Origin of the sequence: Herbinix hemicellulosilytica, assembly GCF_002904165.1 — a bacterium.
GTDB classification, from domain to species: Bacteria; Bacillota; Clostridia; order Lachnospirales; family Lachnospiraceae; genus Mobilitalea; species Mobilitalea hemicellulosilytica.
Genome location: NZ_CVTD020000024.1, coordinates 48,824 through 68,611 on the forward strand (window position 1 = coordinate 48,824; position 19,788 = coordinate 68,611).

Below are 19,788 nucleotides of genomic sequence, written 5' to 3' on the forward strand. Positions count from 1 at the left end.
TATAATGATGACTAAAGTACAAAGCATCAGAGGAATACAGCCATGAAGATGAATATAGATAATTATTCGATAAATTATAAAATTACCGGTCATGGAGAAACGGTTGTCATATTGCAGGGCTGGGGAACAAGTATGGACTTGTATGATACCATAGCCGGCTCTATTAATTCTCATTACAGGGTTATTCAGCTTGATTTTCCCGGCTTTGGTCAAAGCGATGAGCCTAAAGAGCCCTGGTCGGTAGACGATTATGCCGATTTTGTGTTGAAATTTTTAAATAAATTGGAGGTTAAGGAAGCCTCCTTTATAGGCCATTCCTACGGTGGCCGGGTTATCATAAAACTGGCAAGCAGGGATAGCCTTCCTATAAAAATAAATAAATTAGTTTTGATAGACAGTGCGGGAATTTTACCGAAAAAAACATTTAAGCAAAAGGTTAGAATTAAAATATTTAAGACGGTAAACCGCTTATCCCGCACAAAGCTAGCCCAAGCCTTTTTCAAAGATGCAATAGAAAGCTGGAAAAGCAAACAAGGTTCTGCCGATTACCGTAATGCCTCCCCGATTATGAGGCAGTGTCTTGTTAAGGCGGTAAACGAAGATCTTACAGCTTATCTTAGTAAAATAAAGGCAGAAACCTTACTTATTTGGGGTGATAAGGATACTGCAACCCCGATTAGTGATGCCTACATAATGGAAAAGGCCATCCCCAATGCAGGCCTGGTTGTGCTTAAAGGTGCGGGGCATTATTCTTTTCTTGATCAACCTTATATATTTGACCGGGTTATGAAATCATATTTTAAAATAAGCTAATAATATACGGAACGGAGCCTATAAAATGGAATTTATAGATTATATATATTTAGTTAACCTTATTGTTGTCATTTTATCTTTTATTTTTGTGCTGAGATATAATCTCCATATGTTTCAGCTTAACGGTTATAAAAACAAAGTACATTTAAGGTGGCTTAAGATAAACAGACAAAAACAGGCCATTCTTGTAATTTTTCTGGTAAGTGCGGTACTTGCGGCAGTTGCCCGTATTTTCGCCCTTGCCCTTTTGATGTTAATAGGATCATTTATAGTATTACTATATTATTATATCTTAAGCAAAGCCAAGGCAAAGAAAAAACTGGTTTATACAAACAGGGTAAAAAGATTGATTGCTACAAATTTAATACTGGCAGTTATTTTAACCGGATTAATATTTCCCGCAACAACATTGACCGATTTTACTTTTATCCGGAAGGCTGTCCTAGGTGCAACACTGGTTAATCTAATTGAACCCTTGTTGGTAATCTTATCAAATATATTAAATAAGCCTATCGAAAAAAGTATTAACAATTATTATATAAATGATGCAAAAAAAATCCTCAAACAGTGTCCCAACCTGCTGGTTATAGGTATAACCGGCAGCTATGGAAAAACCAGTGTCAAGCATTTTCTTTCCGCTTTACTTCAGGCAAAATACAATGTGCTTATGACCCCAGAAAGTTATAATACTCCCATGGGTGTCGTTAAAACAATAAGATCCGGCTTAAAACCGGTCTATGACATCTTTGTATGTGAAATGGGGGCAAGAAATATAGGGGATATAAAGGAAATCTGTGATATAGTAAGTCCCACCCATGGAATAATCACCTCAATCGGCCCTCAGCATCTGGAATCCTTTAAAACTATAGATAACATAATCAAAACAAAATTTGAGTTGGCCGATGCCTTGCCCAAAGAAGGCCTTATATTCCTTAACGGTGATAACGAATATATTAAAAATAAAGAAGGACTAAACCATCCCATTTATTACGGTATAGATAATCCGAATGTGGATTACCGTGCCGTTGATATAACGGTATCCTCAAAAGGAACGGAGTTTACGGTCATTTCTCCAAAAAAAGAAGAAGTCCGTTTCCAGACGAAGCTTTTGGGGCGCCACAATGTAGTTAACATAGTCGGTGCTATTGCCGTATCAAACACCCTGGGTATTCCTTTAGAAGACCTTATTATACCCGTAAGAAGATTGCAGCCGGTACAGCACAGGTTGCAGCTGATTGAAAAAGGAAGCAATATAACCATAATTGACGATGCCTTTAATTCCAACCCTGCCGGCTCTAAGGCAGCTTTAGATACCCTTGCCCTGTTTGACGGATTAAGAATCCTTATTACCCCCGGCATGGTTGAACTGGGAGACAAGGAGGATTATTATAACAAAGAATTCGGAAGACAGGCGGCTGTAAGCTGCGATTATGTAATCCTTGTCGGCAAAAGGCAGACCCAGGCAATCCGTGAAGGCCTTATAAGTGAAGGGTTTGACGAATCAAAGCTTTATATTACCGATTATTTTGATGATGCAATAAATCACGCTTATAATATTCATACGGATAAACATAAATATATACTGCTTGAAAATGATTTACCGGATAATTATTGAGAGGAGATTTGATATGAAAATTAAAGTAGCGGTTATGTTCGGTGGCAAAAGTGTTGAACATGAAGTTTCAGTAATCTCTGGAATACAGGCTATTGCAAATATGGATAAGGATAAATACGATATTATCCCCGTATATATAACCAAACAGAATGAAATGTACATAGGAGACGCCGTAGGCGACATTGAGGCTTATAAAAATATAGATAACTTACTTAAAAACAGCCGCCGGGTTATTATGGTGAGTGACAAGGGCCAGGTAAAGCTAATATCCTATCCCATGAAACTGTTTAAAAAACCTGAAGAGATAATTATAGATGTTGCCTTCCCCATTGTTCACGGTACCAACGTAGAAGACGGCACCCTGCAGGGTTATCTTAAAACCCTGGGTATTCCCTTTGTCGGTTGCGATGTCACCGCTTCAGCAATCGGAATGGACAAATACTATATGAAAGCCATTTTAAAGGACTGCGGTATTCCTGTTTTAGACTGCCTTACCTTTACTACAGGTGATTATAAAAATATTGACAAAATTATTGAAGATATTGAAAATGCATTCTCCTATCCCGTTATTGTAAAACCGGTGAATTTAGGTTCCAGTGTAGGTATTAAAATGGCAAACAATAAAGATGAATTAATTTCTGCCATAGACGATGCTTTCCTTTATGCCAATAAAATCCTTGTAGAACATGGTATTAAGAATTTAAGAGAAATAAATTGTGCCGTTTTAGGCGATTTCAACGAAGCCATAGCATCGGAGTGTGAAGAGCCTCTTCGTAATTCAGATATTTTAAGTTATGAAGACAAGTATCTTTCAAACGCAAAGGGTGGCTCCAAAGGTATGGCAAGCGTTTCAAGAAAAATACCGGCAGAGTTATCTGAGGAAATGAGAGAAAAAATCCGGTCCATGGCCGTAAAAGCATTTAAACATCTCGGATGTAACGGAGTAGCAAGAATAGATTTTATAATAGATAAAGATACCGGAAACCTCTACTTTAATGAAATAAATACAATCCCCGGTTCTCTAGCATTTTATTTGTGGGAGCCTGTAGGTATTCCTTATAAGGAACTCTTAAGCAGGCTGATTGAACTTGCTTTAAAAAGAAAAAGGGAAGAAGAAAACATAACGTTTTCTTTTGATACCAATATATTAAATATGTCTTCTTTCGGAGGTTTAAAAGGAGCCAAAAATGGTAAATAGCCGCATCCTTGATAATCCTATACCAAATATGGATTTGCCGGAAAAATGGACTGAAAACGGTTTTATCTTATCCAAATTGGTATTGATTGATGAAAACATGGGATTTATTATAGATTTGCAGTATCCCAAAATGAATTTTAAAAATACTTTTAATAAATGCCTGGTTCGGGAGGAATTACTCGAAAGGTTAAAAATTGCTCAAAGCTTCCTGCCCGAAGGTTACAGGTTTAAAATATACGATGCCTGGCGCCCTATTAAGCTGCAGGAAGAATTATATGAAGTTTATTCCTCTCTTTTAATAGAAAAATATAATTTAAACGCTCTTTCGGATAGTGAAAAAGAAAAAATTTTGTCCGGGTTTATATCACCACCGGTTCATGAAAGGGACAATCCGCCTGTACATACAACAGGCGGTGCCATAGATTTGACTATAGTGGACCCAGACGGAAATGAATTAAATATGGGAACGGCATTTGACGAATTTTCCGATAAGACTCATACCGCATACTTTGAGAATACCGATGAAATTGACATCAAACTCAACCGTAGAATGTTATATAACTCCATGATAAAAGCCGGCTTTACCAATCTGCCTACTGAATGGTGGCACTACGATTACGGTGATAAATTCTGGGCTTATTATAATAAATCAAAAACATTATATAGGGGAGTATTTACAAAAGAGGAGCTAAATTTATGAAAAACAAATCAGAATTCTACCATAACAATAAATTAATTTATAAAAAAAGCAAAAAGCGAATGATGGCATTTCTTATTATAGGTACCACTCTTATATGGATTATATTACTGCTCTTAAAAATTTTTATATGGGGTTTGAATTTTAGTGATTTGCTGGATGATATAACTGCCAACATACTTGGCATACTTCCGCCCCTGCTGATTTTTAACTTTGCTTATGAAAAACTGACGCAGGATATATCGGCTATAGAAATGTCTGAGCAGATTACCGAAACCCTTATGAGCGACCCGGAAACCATTGCTTTATTTACCAAAGAACAAAGGCAGGGATTTATCAATTCAACCATAGCCTCCCTGGTCGATCAAAGGGCGTGTGCCATGGTCCAGGGATGCCTGGAACCATATCTGAATACCGATAATTCATTTAATATTCGGACATACTTTGATTACAACATACAGCTTTTACATGACATTCCCCAAAACAACATTTTTAATCCTGCCGATTATTTCTTTTTATCGGAAACATTGCAATATAATATCTGTTACATAAACTCCAAGACAGATGAAGACTTGCCTAATGAATTTTGTGCCGGTTTCTTTTTCGACATTGAAAATCTTGATTATGCTTTAAGGACCGGAAAAGGCAAATCCTGCTGCGACGATCATATTCCCTTCATATTCAGGGAACAGCTCAAAATAAAACGGGAAGACCTTGATAAGATTATTAATTTACCTGAGAATGAACTTAACGATTTTATTAAATCGTTTGTTAAACTCAAAATAAAAATAGACAATGAACCTGCAGAAATCCGAAAAATTATTGTTGACCAAACATGTATTAAGGTTCTCTTCTATTCCAATCATATGGCCAAAAAGAACGGGCATTCCGTAAGAATCCTGTTCCATATGGCTCAGCTTTGGAACAGTGAGTTTCAAGTGGCTCTCAGCGTTCCCACATATTCACCCAAGATTCAGTTAAGTTACCAGCCGGATAAAATGGCTGTGGAGATGTATTCATTTTTCAGTGACAGTATTGAATCCTCGGTAGGTAACGCTTTTGAAAAAGACCACGGTATGTATAATGTGATTGTAAATAATAAATGGATTTATCCGATGAGCGGAATGGTATTTACCATTAAAAAAATATAGTTATTACTTTATAAATAAGATCAAATGTAGGGCTTCAATCGTATGTGGAGTAAATTCAAAGGGATATGGGTATAACCGTGAAGTTATATCCATATCCCATTTATTATTGTCAATCCTTATATATTTTCCCTGTCAATATTATCTTTTTATTATACGTACGTTTAATATTATATCTTAATATTTCTCATAATGAACCTTAGAAGGATCATACCGGTCCACAAATTTATTTTCCTGACCTTCTGCCGGATATCCGATAGGAATCACACAAAACGGCTTTAACTTCTTACCTAACCCGAATATATTTCTTATATAGTCCATTCTGTCTTCTATAGGGGCAACTCCTAGCCATACGGCTCCCAAACCAAGATAGGCGGCTTCCAGTAAGATATTTTGGGTTGCAGCCCCCAGGTCCTGTTCCCAATGATGTTTATATCTCATTCTGTCTTCATTGCCTAATACAACAATAGCCAAAGGGGCTTCGGCAACCATTTTCGAATATGGGCTAAGTTCAGCCAGTTTCCTAAGGTTTTCTTTATCCTGTACAACTATAAATTCCCACGGTTGCTGATTAACCGCAGATGGTGCCTGCATAGCTGCTCTTAAAATTTTGTCTATTTTTTCCTGTTCTACCGCCTGTTCTTTATACTTCCGAATACTTCTTCTGTTAAAAATGGCATCCATATAAATTCCTCCTTAACCATTCCTATATTCTAAAACAGCCGTAATTTAACTCTTATGTAATTTGATATATCAAATTATACCATAAAGGATATAAAACTAAAAATAAATTAATAATTACTAATAAATTTTCAAATCCTTTTCATACTAATAATAAAATAATATTTAGTAAAGGAGATACAGCATTGAGAAAATTATTATATATAACAGTCAACTCAAAACCTGAAAACTTATCATCCTGCAAAACCGTGGGAAGAGCCTTTGTAAATAAATTCATTGAAAAATATCCGGAATTTACAGTTGAAGAACTGGATTTATATAAGGCTCATATACCAAGGCTTGAATACCAGTATTTTGTAAAAAGAAACTGCATAATAAACGGAGATGCTCTTAAGGATTTAGACGAAAAAGACCAAAGAGAAGTTCAAAAAATCGTTGACTTGTGTAACCAGTTTATCAGTGCGGAAGTTTATGTAATTGCTTCACCGATGTGGAGCCTGTCATTCCCTTCACCATTAAAAGAATATATAGACTGCATAGTTCAAGAAAATAGGACAATTGCATTCCCGGACGGCGGTGATAAACCGGTAGGACTTTTAAACGATAAACCAAGGACCGTAGTTTATATCCAGTCATCAGGAGCCCATATACCCTTTATGCTGAGGCCTATAATGAATAAAGGCTTAAATTATATCGAAGATATAATGAAATCTATGGGCATAAGCTCCTTTGAACGTCTGTTGGTTGATGGTACAGGAGATACAGAAAAAGAAAGAATTGATGCCATTAATAGGGCTATGGAAAAAATTGATGATATAATAGAACGGATAGAAGTAAGAAAGGCTATGTATGTATAAAGTTGCTTAAAAAAAGTATACAAAAATGCCTGATTACTTTTCTTTAACGGTTTATAACTATTGGTAATTTATACTCACACTATGGCGTATTATTGACTTGCACCTATCAGATTACACCCATACGGGTGCACAATGAAAGCTCCTTGCCACAAGTATTACCCTGCGGTAAGGAGCTGTTTTTTGTACTATATTCATACCACATAAAAAATTACTACCTGATACTGCCTTCTCCGCCCATAAGCCTTGTCAATTCCTCAATTTTCTCAATCGGAAACGGCGGTTGTGAGAGAGGTTTCATTGCAATGGACATTAGCTTCATAGGATTGTCATCAGCAGCTATTCGATTAGAGCTTAATGCTCCGCATATTTTGCACCTATGGATAATTGCCCATTCCCCATTCTTTCTCACCCATACTGCTATGGGTTCCATATGCCCCCCGCAATCTGCCGCCCTGTCACCGGGTTCAATATCCAGATGCAAACTGCAAAGGCAGTTGGGGCAATGGTTTCTATGGTTACTTCCCGCTCCTTCAGGAACAACAAGTCTCCCACAAACTTTACAGGTAAAAGTCTCATTGCATGCATTGGTTTTATAGTAACCTTTTTTATATTTCTTTATTTTATTTTCTCTGTTCAATTTGTTTACCTCCGTATAGCATCATAATTTGATGGCCTATGGGAGGTATACTAGACGAATCCGGTATAACCTCCCGGCTATACTACGGACTCCATATGATTTCTATTTTTCAACATAAAAATAGCCCTCCTGAAAATTTATATATAATCAAGCATATGCCTGACTATCTCTATTTATTTTATTATATAATAAACCATTTTTGCTAAATGGGAAATACTTTTTTATTATGCCATTTTTTATAACCGGTAAATCCTCATTCTGTTTCTTTGTAACCTATAAATCGGTAAGTAGCACTTTCTTGTTAAAATACCAATTTCAATTATGCCCTGTCTGCAGAGTTTTGCAGACAGGGCGGTTATAATTTACCGATGATTCAAGCCACTCTAATCCTCATCTACACTTTTATCATCAGAGCAACCGTTTCCACATGCGAGCTATGGGCAAACTGATCTACAGCCCGTACTTTCTTAAGTTCATAGCCGTTGGCATTCAGATATTTTAAGTCCCTTGCCAAAGTGGCAGGGTCGCAGGAAACGTAGACCACTTTCTTCGGAGCTATTGATATTATGGTATCCAGAAGTTTTTGGTCGCAACCCTTTCTTGGGGGGTCCACCACAATAACATCGGCTTTAATATTTTCTTCATTATGTTTTCTTGGAAATACCTCTTCCGCTGCTCCTACAAAAAATTCAACGTTTTCTATTCCGTTGATATTGGCATTGGTTCTGGCATCATCTATAGCCTGGGGAATAATCTCAACACCATAAACCTTCCTCGCTTTCTTGGCAAGAAACAGTGATATGGTGCCGATTCCGCAATATAAATCCCATACCACTTCATCTCCTGTAAGGCCGGCATAGTCTAAAGCTATCTGATACAGCCTGTGAGTTTGTAAGGGATTTACCTGAAAGAATGATAAAGGTGAAATCCTGTATTTTATGCTACCGATATAATCGGTTATATAAGTTTCTCCCCAAACCTTTATTACTTCTTCTCCAAGGATTACATTGGTCTTTGCGGTGTTAATATTCAGACATATACTTGTAATGCCAGGAATTTTTCTCAGACCTTCCACCAGCTCTTTCTTGTGCGGAAAATCCCTGCCGTTTATAACCAGGCATACCATGACTTCCCCGGTAGTATAACCTACACGGATAAGAATGTGCCGAAGAAGCCCCATATGCTTCGTTTCATTATAAGGCTCAATATTATACTTTTCTATAAAGGACCGCATAAAGCGGATAATCGGCATATTAATTTCAGCGCCGATATAGCAATGGTCTGTATCTATAATCGAATGAGTCCTTTCAGCATAAAAGCCGATAATTACTTTACCCTCCTTGTTTTTGCCTACGGGAAATTGGCTTTTATTCCGGTAATAATAAGGTTTCTCCATCCCTAATATAGGCTCCATAGGAATGTTTTCAAAGCCCCCTATCCTTGCCAGGCAGTTTCTTACTTTATTTTCTTTGTATTCAAGCTGCTTTGCATAATCTATATGCATTATCTGGCATCCGCCGCATTTTTCTGCCTTGTCGCATCGAAGAATAACCCTGTATGGGGAAGCTTCGATAACCTCCAATAATTTGGCATAACCGTAGGATTTTCCGGCCTTCATTACCTTAACAAGAACCTTGTCTCCTACTACCGTGTTTTTTATAAAGAGGGTATAGCCTTCATATTTTCCTATGCCTTCTCCCTCTGAACCTATATCTTCTATTGTAACAACCAGTTGATCATTCTTCTTTACCATATCTTCTGCTGCTTTCCTTTATTTTTGTTATTCAATACTTTTTGAGCTTCTCATTATATTTGAATCAAAAAGCCGTTGATATCCCATCCACTCAACACTTGCATCGCAGGAATTTAATAATTCGGACATGGTTTGAAGCTTAGCATCGGTATTATCTGCAAAATGCAGTGCCATAGCTTCAATTGTTGCAGGTTTTTTAGGCGAACCGTATTCCAGTTCTCCGTGATGAGCCAGTATGCAGTGTATCAATTCGCTGGCCAGCTTATCGGGAAAACATACTATTTCTTTTATTTTTTCGGATACCATATTGGCTCCTATAAAAATATGCCCCAATAATTGCCCTTTGTCAGTATAATCGTTTCTCGGGAAAGGAGCAAGCTCTTCCATTTTCCCTATGTCATGAAGAAGAGCAGCCGTAAGTAACAGATCCCTGTTTATTATAGGGTAATTGGCCGCATAATAATCACATAAATTAACTACACTTAAAGTATGTTCCAAAAGACCTCCTATAAAGCTGTGATGTACACTTTTGGCGGCCGAATGGTTTTTAAATTTTTTAACAAACTTTTCGTCGGTTATAAAGAATCTTTCTGCCAGCAACCTTAGATTTAAGTCCTTGATAGAACTTATATACTTCTTTATTTTTTGGTACATTTCTTCGATATCTTTGCTGGTCTTTGGGAAATAATCCTCAGGATAATATTCGCCTTCTCTGCATTTATATATTTTGCTTACATTTAACTGAAGCGCATCCTGAAAACTGGTCACCCTCGCATCTATATGTACGAAGTCCATCGCTTCGTAAGGTCCGATTTCACAGTTAAAGTCCCATATTTTCGCATCGATTGTACCTGTTTTGTCCTGTAAAATCAAAGATACGTATTCTTTTCCGCTTTTACCGGTCAAAATCTGCTTAGATTTGCACAGATATATTTCGTTTTTTATTATGTCTCCCTCTCTTAAATCCCGGATGTATTTCATCTCTACCTTGACCTTTCTAATACTTGATAAATAAGCTTATTTCTATTATAGCCTACCACAAAAAATATATAAAGTGAATAATTAATCCATTCAATCAAATCAGCTATGCTATATTTAGATTTTATTATTCAAATTGCTTTTATAAATCAATAGGAAAATAGTAGTATTTTTTGGCAAGTTGCCCCATTTTAAATCAGAGAAAAAGATATGGGTCAGAGAAAACAAAATTTATTATTTGAAATTTATTAAATATATGAGATTTATTAAAAAATTTTATTCCGGATTTTCTACTGATTTGAGTGCTGTCTATGGCAATAAGTTGGGGATAAATTTAAAGTATAAAAAAGACTGCTGCCTTTACTTCTTGGCATCAGCCTTTTAAATTCTTATTTTTGCTTTTCAGCCAGAATAACCTTTAACTCCAGCTCCTTATCCTCAGATCCGGAAGTTCTTTTTATAATAAAGGTTACTTCTGTGCCGGGCTCATATTCTGAAATAGCACTGTAAAAACTGTTCATATTGAATATGGTCCGCTCTCCTATAGCAAGAATAATATCCCCGCTCATAAGGCCTGCAGTAAAAGCGGGAGAATCCTTTATAACTTCATAAACATAAACTCCGTTTGTTACATCATATTCCTTTTTGACAGTCTGCGGCAAATTCTCCGCAATTACCCCGCAATATACCCTCGAAGTTTGGCTAAGCATTCTGTCAATATAGGGTTTTATTTTACTGATGCCTATTACTGTGCTTAACTCTTTATTTAAACCTTTCTTCAGGGTTCTGGTTATTAAACCTATAATCTCTCCTTCAAGATTTACTATTACACCGTCACTTTCATTATTGAAACTCATATTTGTGAGGAATAAATCCAGTTCATTGTCTGTTATGCTTATTGTACTTCCCTTGCTGGTAATAATACCGATATCAATTGAGGATGTATAACCGTTTGGATTTCCCAAAGCAATTATGGGACTACCTGTCGTAAGAGAATATGACTCCCCAAAGCTTGCTACAGTAATATTTTCATAAGCTTTAACCGGAATATCTGCTATATTCACGGCAATAACAGCCAGATTAAGCTCTGTTTCGTAATCAAGTAAATCCGCATCTACGTAAGATAACTCATTTATCATAATTTTAATGCTGCTAGCATCCTTAACCCTATCAAGGCTTACCAGCAGTTTTAACCGGCTGCCGTCGTTTTCCACTACCACACCTGTAGTATTTATCATTTTTTCAATTGGATTTCCGAACCAATCTTTGCCCTGAATAATACTTGATACCGTTAAAATAGATTTTGCCGTTTCATAAGACAGCCTCTTTAAGTCGTTATATATAGCAATATAATCTTTTATATCTGCATCAAATGTTTCTACCATAAGAGGCTGAAGCTCCTCTTTAGGCTCACTTTCCTCCTGTACGGGAACTTTGTTTGTATCCTCTGTTTGGTTTTTATTATCATCTTCGTCTTCCCGTATATTTCCGGGTTTTTGCTTGTCATTGTCATCCGACTCATCATTCGTGTCTTCAATTTCCCCGTTGTTTTTATACGGTATCTTGGTCGTAGCCTGGACTGTATTTTTATTGGTATTTAATTCTTCCTTATGAAGAAGTTTATATAATCTGGGCTCGGCAATGCAAAAAGTTACCGCAGCAACAAGCCCAAATACAACCGCCATAAAAACCATCGTTAAAAACGGAAGCAGAAATTTATTGACAAACCTTCGCTTCCTTGGGCGTATTTGCTCTTTAATGAATACAAAATCCTTATTTTCATTAAATTTATCGGACATAATTTTTCTCCTTATTATCAAAGAAAAACCTCATCATATATATATTAAAAGTTGGTACGTAAGTCCTATTTTATCAGCTACTTATGAACATATTATGAATAGTTTGTAAACAAAAACCATGCTTTATATGATAATAATACCGACAGCCTTATAATACAAGTCTAAACTATATAAATACGATTTTTTTGTTTTATTTTCCCACAAACTAAGGTAAAATAGAATATGATATAATATGGTATCTGAATATGACATAAACCTTGAAAGGTATGATCGGACATGAATGATAAATCGTTAAGAACACTTGAATATAATAAAATAATAAATATGTTGACCGAACTTGCGGCCTCAAGCCGAGGAAAGGAACTTTGCGAAAATTTATTGCCGCATAGTGAATTGTCGGTTATTATGCGTCTTCAAAAAGAAACTTCCGACGCCCAATCCCGTTTGCTGCGTAAAGGTAACATTTCATTTTCAGATATACACGATATCAGGCCCTCCCTTATGCGCCTTAAGGTGGGTTCTGCCTTAAATGCGATTGAGCTGCTCCGTATAAGTTCCATACTTGATACAACTCTTCGTATCAAGGCATATGGGGGATATACCGGTAAGGATGACGAAGAAGTATCTGCCGATTCCCTTACCGAACATTTTGCCGGTCTTGAGCCCTTAACTCCTTTTAATAATGAAATTAAACGCTGCATAATATCCGAGGAAGAAATTGCGGACGATGCCTCCCCTGCCCTAAAAAACATCCGCAGGCTAATTCGTAACATTAACGATAAAATACACACCGAATTGTCCTCAATTTTAACTTCCTCCAGGAATATGCTTCAGGAACATATAATTACCATGCGAAACGGCCGATATTGCCTGCCCGTTAAAGCGGAATTCAAAAACCAGTTCCAGGGCATGATTCATGACCAGTCCTCTTCAGGTTCAACCCTGTTTATCGAACCTATAGCCATCGTACGCCTTAACAATGAACTTAGGGAACTTGCCATACAGGAGCAGGCGGAAATTGAAAAAATTCTTGCTGCCTTGTCAGAAACGGCTGCCCAATATATAAACGAACTGGAATATAATTATAACACCTTAACGGAACTGGACTTTATCTTTGCCAGAGCTAAGCTTTCCCTTAAGATGAAGGGAACAGAGCCAAAATTCAATAATCATGGCATAATAAACCTTAAAAAAGCCCGCCATCCTTTAATTGATCCTAAGCAAGTAGTCCCCATAGACGTAAGAATAGGCCGGGATTACAACATGCTGATTATAACCGGGCCCAATACCGGAGGTAAAACCGTTACCTTAAAGACCGTAGGCCTTCTTACCCTGATGGGGCAGGCAGGCCTTCATATACCTGCTTTCGATAATTCTGAACTTGCTATCTTTAAAGAAGTATACGCCGATATAGGGGATGAGCAGAGCATAGAACAGAGCTTAAGTACCTTTTCAGCCCATATGACCAATATTGTTACTATTCTGCAAAATGCAGACAAAGATTCCTTGGTGCTTTTGGATGAGCTAGGTGCGGGAACAGACCCTACGGAGGGTGCTGCCCTTGCCATGGCTATACTTTCATATCTTAATAAAATGGGCATCAGGACACTGGCAACCACCCATTACAGCGAGCTTAAAATATATGCTCTGTCCACCGAAGGCGTTATGAATGCCTCCTGCGAATTTGATGTTGAAACATTAAGGCCTACCTATCGGCTTCTTATCGGAATCCCGGGTAAAAGCAATGCTTTTGCCATATCAAAAAAACTTGGCCTTCCTGAATTTATCATAGAAGATGCAAAAACCAGGATCGGCAGACAGGACAGAACATTTGAAGATCTTATCAGTGACTTGGAAAACAGCAGAAAAACCATAGAAAAGGAACAGGAGGAAATCTCACGTTATAAAGCAGAAATAGAAAGGTTAAAAAACGAACTTAGCAAAAAGAATGAAAAGATCGAAGCAAACAAAGAGCGAATTCTTAGGGAAGCCAAAGAGCAGGCTGCCAAAATCCTTCAGGAAGCAAAAGATTTTGCGGACGAAAGCATACGAAAATTTAACCGCTGGATGCAGGAGGGTGGCAATATAAAAGATATGGAGGCTGCCCGCAGCCAGATTCGTGACCGCTTAAGCGAAGACGAAGGCCTTCCTAAGAAAAAAGATAAACCGGCAAAAAAATTATCACCCAAGAATTTAAAGGTGGGCGATACCGTATTTGTTTCAAGTCTCGGAATAAAAGGAACGGTAAGTACATTGCCCAATGCCAAAGGTGATTTATATGTACAGATGGGAATTTTACGCTCCCTTGTAAATATTAAGGATCTTGAACCGGCAGAGGAGGAAGAAAATAGGCCCGCCATAAGCAGTTCTACCCAAAGCGGAAAAATCAGAATGTCAAAGTCGGCCTCCATAAGTCCGGAACTTAACCTGATAGGCAAAACCGTAGATGAAGCTTTGTTTGAACTTGACAAGTATCTGGATGATGCATATCTTGCCCATTTGCCTCAGGTTACCATTATTCACGGAAGAGGTACGGGGGCCTTAAGAAACGCTATCCATTCTTACCTTAAGCGTTCTAAATATGTTAAAGACTTTAGAATCGGTGGCTACAACGAAGGAAATACAGGCGCTACAATTGTTGAATTAAAATAATTATATAGATGGAGGTAGTTATGATATCAAAACAGAAAATATTAATTGTAGACGATGATGTTAATATTGCCGAACTGATATCTTTGTATCTGACAAAAGAATGTTTTGATACCAGAATTGTTCATAACGGTGAAGATGCATTAAAAGAATTTGAAAATTATCAGCCCAATTTAATCCTGCTTGATCTGATGCTTCCCGGCATCGACGGCTATGAAGTATGCCGTGAAATCAGAAAGACATCCAAAGTCCCAATTATAATGCTTTCTGCAAAAGGCGAAGTCTTTGATAAGGTACTGGGTTTGGAACTTGGCGCCGACGATTATATTATTAAGCCTTTTGATTCCAAAGAACTGGTAGCAAGAGTCAGAGCGGTATTAAGAAGATTTAACCCGATTCCCGAACAGGATAAAGAAGAAAAGATTACAGGCAAATATGTAAAATATCCTGACCTTATAATAAATATCAGCAATTATTCGGTTCAATATTACGGCAAAAATATTGAAATGCCTCCGAAAGAACTTGAACTTTTATATTTTCTTGCCTCAAATCCCAATCAGGTATTTACAAGAGAGCAATTACTTGACCATATATGGGGTTATGAATATTTCGGAGACACCCGGACAGTGGATGTACATATAAAAAGATTAAGGGAAAAAATTAAAGACCATAACGACTGGAGTATAGCCACGGTTTGGGGAATCGGCTACAAATTTGAGGTAAAGAATCCGGGAAGATAACATTTTATTTACAATAAAAGGACAGGCAGGTGCATGCCATGAAAAAAACTCTTTGGGCAAGATTAATTACATGCTATCTGATTTCGGTTGTGCTGGTTTTTGTATTTGTCAATACATACGGTATGGCCTTGCTGCAAAAAAAACTAAAAAAAGACCAAACCAACCTTTTATATAAAGAGGCTTCATTAATATCTGCCTCATACAGAGGTACCTTATTTGATCATGAACAAAGCCCGGATAATCTTGCTTCCCAATTCAGGTCCATAAATACATACCTAAATATCCGCGTCTGGATTGTAAACAGGGACGGACAGATTGTAGCGGATTCCTCCAATATAGATAATCCTCCTAATGTAAATTTAAATGACCTTGACCCCGGCTTTTTAAATAAAACAATTTCCGAAAATACAATGTTTGAAAGCCTTTTTAACGAACCTATGTTAAGTATTATCCGAAGAGTTGATTATAACTTCAGGCTGCGGGGTTATATTGTACTTCACTCACCGATGAGTGAAATCCAAAATAAGGCTTATATCTATATGGATGTAATCAATATATGTTTTTTGATAATTTTCCCTCTGCTGTTTTTAATATTTATTTATATATACTATATTACGGCAAAACCGTTGAAGCATCTTATGAAGGCTGCCGTAGAATACGGTTCCGGCAATTATAATTATAAAATAAATATTAAAGGCCCCAGTGAATACAGGGATCTGGCGGCAGCATTATCCTTTATGGCGCAAGAAATAAGCCAGCTGGACGATTATCAGAAAAAGTTTGTGGCCAATATTTCTCATGACTTCAGATCTCCATTGACCTCAATCAAAGGATATGCGGAAGCCATAATGGACGGGACTATTCCTCCCGATATGCAGAATAAATACCTGAATATAATTCTTTTTGAGACCGAAAGGCTAAACAAACTGACCTCAAGCCTTCTTGAGCTTAACAGATTTGACAACAGGAGCGCCATGCTTGATATAGTTACCTTTGATATAAATTATATTATAAAGAAAACTGCAGAAAGTTTTGAAGGCGCATGCAAGGCAAAAAAAATTACCCTGAATCTGATTTTTTCTTCTCCCGAAACATATGTTGAAGCGGATATGGGCAAAATTCAGCAGGTACTTTATAACCTTATAGACAACGCCATAAAATTCAGTCACAATAACTCTGAAATCAAAGTATCTACTGAAGAAAAGGGTGAAAAAGTTTTTGTATCGGTTAAGGATTACGGTATCGGAATCCCGAAAGATGCGATAAAGAAAATTTGGGACAGATTTTACAAGACTGATGCATCAAGAGGAAAAGATAAGAAAGGAACGGGGCTTGGACTTTCCATTGCCAAGGAAATTATCCAAGCTCATAATGAAAATATTAATGTAATCAGCACTGAGGGTGTAGGATCGGAATTTATATTCACTCTGAAAAAATCGTCTGAGTAAATCAACGCAAAAAAATAGCGCCGATTTACACTTCATTCCATTTGTGGGTGTGCAGTTCCCCTTGAAGTTTCATACCTTCAAAATTGTTCTGCCTTAAAGCCTCATAGAGAATAATTGCAACCGAATTACCCAGGTTAAGTGATCTGATATTTCCTACCATCGGTATACGGATGCAATTTTCTTTATTTGAAAGTAAAATTTCCTCGGGTATTCCTGCACTTTCTTTCCCAAACATAATGAAACAATCCGGTTCATATTTTACATGGGTATAAGGCTTAAGTGCTTTAGTTGTAGCCATATAGATTTTAGGATAATTGTTCTTTTTCAAAAAATCCTCATAGCTGTCATATACAACATAATCAAGGTCTTTCCAATAATCCAGTCCCGCCCTTTTTATCTGTTTTTCATTCAGTTTAAAACCCATAGGTTCAATTAAATGAAGCCTGGTATTGGTGGCTACACATGTTCTTCCGATATTTCCTGTATTTGCCGGAATTTCCGGCTCCAATAGTACTATATTCATATTTTTAATCGTCAGACTCCTTTTATAGCGATATTAATCTCTATTTTTTTGTTATTATCATATTCCAAAGGAATGCAAATATTTGTAGCTTGTGCATGGGTGAAAGCCATAGAACCTGTTCCTACAGTCGGAGGGGTTATATCCATGGATATGCCCTGAGTTGAAAAGATAGTTGCTGCATTTCCAAGAATCATATTTCCAAGCTCACTGATTGCACTCTTTGCAAAATCGTCCATTTCGGTAACCGGCATCATAATCATTTTGGATGCAATATCACAGGCAACATCATGTTCAAAAGCAATTAAAACCTGTCCTTTTATTTTGCCGGTAAAACCTATTATTATAATTATAGTATTATCAAGGAAAATAGGTTCTTTAATATACGGTTTACCTATCTTTGCTTCAACAAAACACATCTCTTTTATAATTCTTGATGATGCCATCAAAAAAGGATTGATATATTCAACATTTACTGTCATAAAAATACCTCCCGGTGTATTGAAAAACTTATCTTTAGTAATTTTTATTTTATTGATTTTTTCTTATTTTATTTACAAAACGTTCTATTCTTTCAGTTGCTATTTTTAAATTTTCAATTGAGTAAGCATATGAAATCCTCAAAAAACCTTCACCGCAATCTCCGAATGCCGTTCCGGGTACAACCGCCACTTTTTCTTCCATAAGCAATTTAGTTGCAAATTCATCCGATGTCATATTAAGGCTTTTAATGCACGGAAAGACATAAAAAGCGCCGAAAGGCTCAAAACAATTAAGTCCCATGTTATTAAAAGCATGTACAAGAAATCTTCTACGCTTATCATAAGCATCTCTCATCGTTTCGACATCGGAATCTCCGTTCCTTAATGCCTCAATTGCAGCATACTGGCTGGTTGTAGGCGCACACATTATAGCAAACTGGTGGATCTTTGTCATCTGTTCGATAATCATGGCAGGACCGACCGCATACCCCAATCTCCACCCTGTCATGGCATAGGATTTTGAAAAACCGTTTATAACAACGGTCCGCTCCCGCATACCCGGAAATGAGGCAATGGATACATGATTTTTTCCATAGGTAAGTTCTGCATATATTTCATCGGAAACGACAATTATATCTTTCTCGATAATTACATCCACCAAATCCTTTAGGTCATCATACTCCATGATAGCTCCCGTAGGATTATTTGGAAATGGCAATACTAATATTTTGGTTTTGTCCGTAATAGCAGCTAGAAGCTGTTCCTTTGTCAGTTTGAAATTATTTTCTTCTTTTAGCTCAATTACTACGGGAACTCCCCCTGCCAGCAAAGTACAAGGATGATAAGATACATAGCAAGGCTGAGGTATCAATACTTCATCCCCGGGGTTAAGCATGGCCCGAAATGCCAGGTCAATTGCTTCGCTTCCCCCGACTGTCACCAAAACTTCCCGTTCATAATCATATTTCAGATTGAATCTTCTATGTAAATAGTTGCAGATTTCAATTTTTAATTCTTTAAGACCGGAGTTGGAAGTATAAAAAGTCCGGCCCTTTTCCAATGAATAGATGCCTTCTTCTCTTATATGCCATGGTGTATCAAAATCAGGCTCCCCGACACCCAGAGAAATGGCATCTTTCATTTCACTGACAATATCAAAGAACTTTCTGATTCCTGAAGGCTTGATATTAACCACATTTTTGGATAACGGATTTCTCAAGGGCTAATCAACATCCTTTCGTCTTTTTTGGCTTCTACCAGAGGAAGACCGTGTTCTTTATATTTTTTTAATACGAAATGGGTCGCGGTGCTCTGTACCCCTTCCATAGGTGCCAGTTTTGCGGATACGAAATTTGCAACTTCTTTTAAGGTTTTACCTTCAATTATAACTGTAAGGTCAAATCCGCCGGACATCAAATAAACCGATTGTACTTCGTCAAACTTATAAATCCTTTCGGCGATTCTGTCAAATCCCAACCCTCTTTGAGGAATAACCTTAACCTCAATCAAGGCGGTAACTCTTTCACATTGAACCTTATCCCAATTAATTAAGGTAGGATATCCGCATATAATATGTTCTTCTTCCATCTGCCTGATAATATTAGATACTTCCTCTTCAGTGGAACCCAGCATAGTCGCCAAATCTTTAGCCGTCAACTTGCTGTTTTTATCAATTGCTGCCAAAATCTTTTCCCTCATCCCAATTCCTCTCTTCTAAACTTTTTATATAAATTATCATTTGCATAGATAATCCAGGAGTTTATAATTAATTTA

Annotated in this window: 18 protein-coding genes; 9 read left to right on the top strand and 9 right to left on the bottom strand. The window is 37.1% G+C overall.

Going from position 1 to position 19,788, the window contains the following annotated elements:
- Positions 1–42: 42 nt before the first annotated feature.
- The 5 genes from HHT355_RS10525 to HHT355_RS10545 are packed head-to-tail and all read left to right on the top strand — an operon-like array spanning position 43 to position 5,474.
- Positions 43–813: an alpha/beta fold hydrolase gene (locus HHT355_RS10525; protein ID WP_103203412.1), complete on the top strand. Its 771-nt coding sequence runs from the start codon at positions 43–45 to the stop codon at positions 811–813.
- Positions 814–838: 25 nt separating this feature from the next.
- Positions 839–2,428, top strand: coding sequence for a UDP-N-acetylmuramoyl-tripeptide--D-alanyl-D-alanine ligase (locus HHT355_RS10530; RefSeq protein ID WP_242967658.1), 1,590 nt, complete (start codon positions 839–841; stop codon positions 2,426–2,428).
- 13 nt (positions 2,429–2,441) lie between these two features.
- A complete protein-coding gene (locus tag HHT355_RS10535) occupies positions 2,442–3,626 on the top strand; it encodes a D-alanine--D-alanine ligase family protein (RefSeq protein ID WP_103203413.1) in 1,185 nt (394 codons plus the stop codon).
- Entirely contained in the window at positions 3,616–4,326 is a 711-nt protein-coding gene (locus tag HHT355_RS10540; protein ID WP_103203414.1) for a M15 family metallopeptidase, read from the top strand. Before HHT355_RS10535 ends, HHT355_RS10540 begins: the two co-directional genes overlap by 11 nt.
- On the top strand, positions 4,323–5,474 hold the full coding sequence (locus tag HHT355_RS10545) for a hypothetical protein (RefSeq protein WP_103203415.1): 1,152 nt from the start codon (positions 4,323–4,325) through the stop codon (positions 5,472–5,474). Before HHT355_RS10540 ends, HHT355_RS10545 begins: the two co-directional genes overlap by 4 nt.
- A 174-nt stretch (positions 5,475–5,648) precedes the next feature.
- On the opposite strand, the gene HHT355_RS10550 is transcribed toward HHT355_RS10545, so the two are convergent.
- The gene (locus tag HHT355_RS10550; RefSeq protein WP_103203416.1) at positions 5,649–6,155 is read right to left on the bottom strand and encodes a nitroreductase family protein; all 507 of its coding nucleotides are present in this window, start codon (positions 6,153–6,155) and stop codon (positions 5,649–5,651) included.
- Between the two features lie 182 nt (positions 6,156–6,337).
- Here HHT355_RS10550 and HHT355_RS10555 point away from each other — a divergent pair, with 182 nt between their 5' ends.
- On the top strand, positions 6,338–7,009 hold the full coding sequence (locus HHT355_RS10555) for an FMN-dependent NADH-azoreductase (protein WP_103203417.1): 672 nt from the start codon (positions 6,338–6,340) through the stop codon (positions 7,007–7,009).
- Positions 7,010–7,220: 211 nt separating this feature from the next.
- On the opposite strand, the gene HHT355_RS10560 is transcribed toward HHT355_RS10555, so the two are convergent.
- The 4 genes from HHT355_RS10560 to HHT355_RS10580 all read right to left on the bottom strand — a co-directional run bounded on the left by HHT355_RS10560 (position 7,221) and on the right by HHT355_RS10580 (position 12,176).
- The gene (locus tag HHT355_RS10560) at positions 7,221–7,646 is read right to left on the bottom strand and encodes an RNHCP domain-containing protein (RefSeq protein ID WP_103203418.1); all 426 of its coding nucleotides are present in this window, start codon (positions 7,644–7,646) and stop codon (positions 7,221–7,223) included.
- 394 nt (positions 7,647–8,040) lie between these two features.
- Positions 8,041–9,399: a 23S rRNA (uracil(1939)-C(5))-methyltransferase RlmD gene (gene rlmD / locus HHT355_RS10565; protein WP_103203419.1), complete on the bottom strand. Its 1,359-nt coding sequence runs from the start codon at positions 9,397–9,399 to the stop codon at positions 8,041–8,043.
- A gap of 27 nt (positions 9,400–9,426) precedes the next feature.
- Positions 9,427–10,380 carry a 3'-5' exoribonuclease YhaM family protein gene (locus tag HHT355_RS10570; protein WP_103203420.1) on the bottom strand — a complete coding sequence of 318 codons (954 nt, stop codon included), beginning with the start codon at positions 10,378–10,380 and terminating at the stop codon, positions 9,427–9,429.
- Positions 10,381–10,766: 386 nt separating this feature from the next.
- Positions 10,767–12,176: a S1C family serine protease gene (locus HHT355_RS10580; RefSeq protein ID WP_103203422.1), complete on the bottom strand. Its 1,410-nt coding sequence runs from the start codon at positions 12,174–12,176 to the stop codon at positions 10,767–10,769.
- A 276-nt stretch (positions 12,177–12,452) separates the two neighbouring features.
- On the opposite strand from HHT355_RS10580, the gene HHT355_RS10585 reads away from it, so the two are divergent.
- From HHT355_RS10585 to HHT355_RS10595, 3 genes are read left to right on the top strand one after another with little or no spacing between them, the layout of a single operon-like run.
- Complete coding sequence (locus tag HHT355_RS10585; RefSeq protein WP_103203423.1) at positions 12,453–14,828, top strand: endonuclease MutS2; 2,376 nt, start codon at positions 12,453–12,455, stop codon at positions 14,826–14,828.
- Positions 14,829–14,848: 20 nt separating this feature from the next.
- On the top strand, positions 14,849–15,565 hold the full coding sequence (locus HHT355_RS10590; RefSeq protein WP_103203424.1) for a response regulator transcription factor: 717 nt from the start codon (positions 14,849–14,851) through the stop codon (positions 15,563–15,565).
- Positions 15,566–15,603: 38 nt separating this feature from the next.
- A complete protein-coding gene (locus tag HHT355_RS10595) occupies positions 15,604–17,013 on the top strand; it encodes a sensor histidine kinase (RefSeq protein WP_103203425.1) in 1,410 nt (469 codons plus the stop codon).
- 25 nt (positions 17,014–17,038) lie between these two features.
- Here HHT355_RS10595 and HHT355_RS10600 read toward each other — a convergent pair whose 3' ends face one another.
- The 4 genes from HHT355_RS10600 to HHT355_RS10615 are packed head-to-tail and all read right to left on the bottom strand — an operon-like array spanning position 17,039 to position 19,713.
- Complete coding sequence (locus HHT355_RS10600) at positions 17,039–17,536, bottom strand: tRNA (cytidine(34)-2'-O)-methyltransferase (protein WP_103203426.1); 498 nt, start codon at positions 17,534–17,536, stop codon at positions 17,039–17,041.
- Positions 17,537–17,547: 11 nt separating this feature from the next.
- Positions 17,548–18,015: a chemotaxis protein CheX gene (locus HHT355_RS10605; RefSeq protein WP_103203427.1), complete on the bottom strand. Its 468-nt coding sequence runs from the start codon at positions 18,013–18,015 to the stop codon at positions 17,548–17,550.
- Positions 18,016–18,064: 49 nt separating this feature from the next.
- Positions 18,065–19,234 (bottom strand): aminotransferase class I/II-fold pyridoxal phosphate-dependent enzyme, encoded by a 1,170-nt coding sequence (locus tag HHT355_RS10610; protein ID WP_103203428.1) that lies wholly within the window; start codon positions 19,232–19,234, stop codon positions 18,065–18,067.
- Complete coding sequence (locus tag HHT355_RS10615; protein WP_103203429.1) at positions 19,231–19,713, bottom strand: Lrp/AsnC family transcriptional regulator; 483 nt, start codon at positions 19,711–19,713, stop codon at positions 19,231–19,233. The genes HHT355_RS10610 and HHT355_RS10615 overlap by 4 nt, the downstream gene beginning before the upstream one ends.
- Positions 19,714–19,788: the final 75 nt, after the last annotated feature.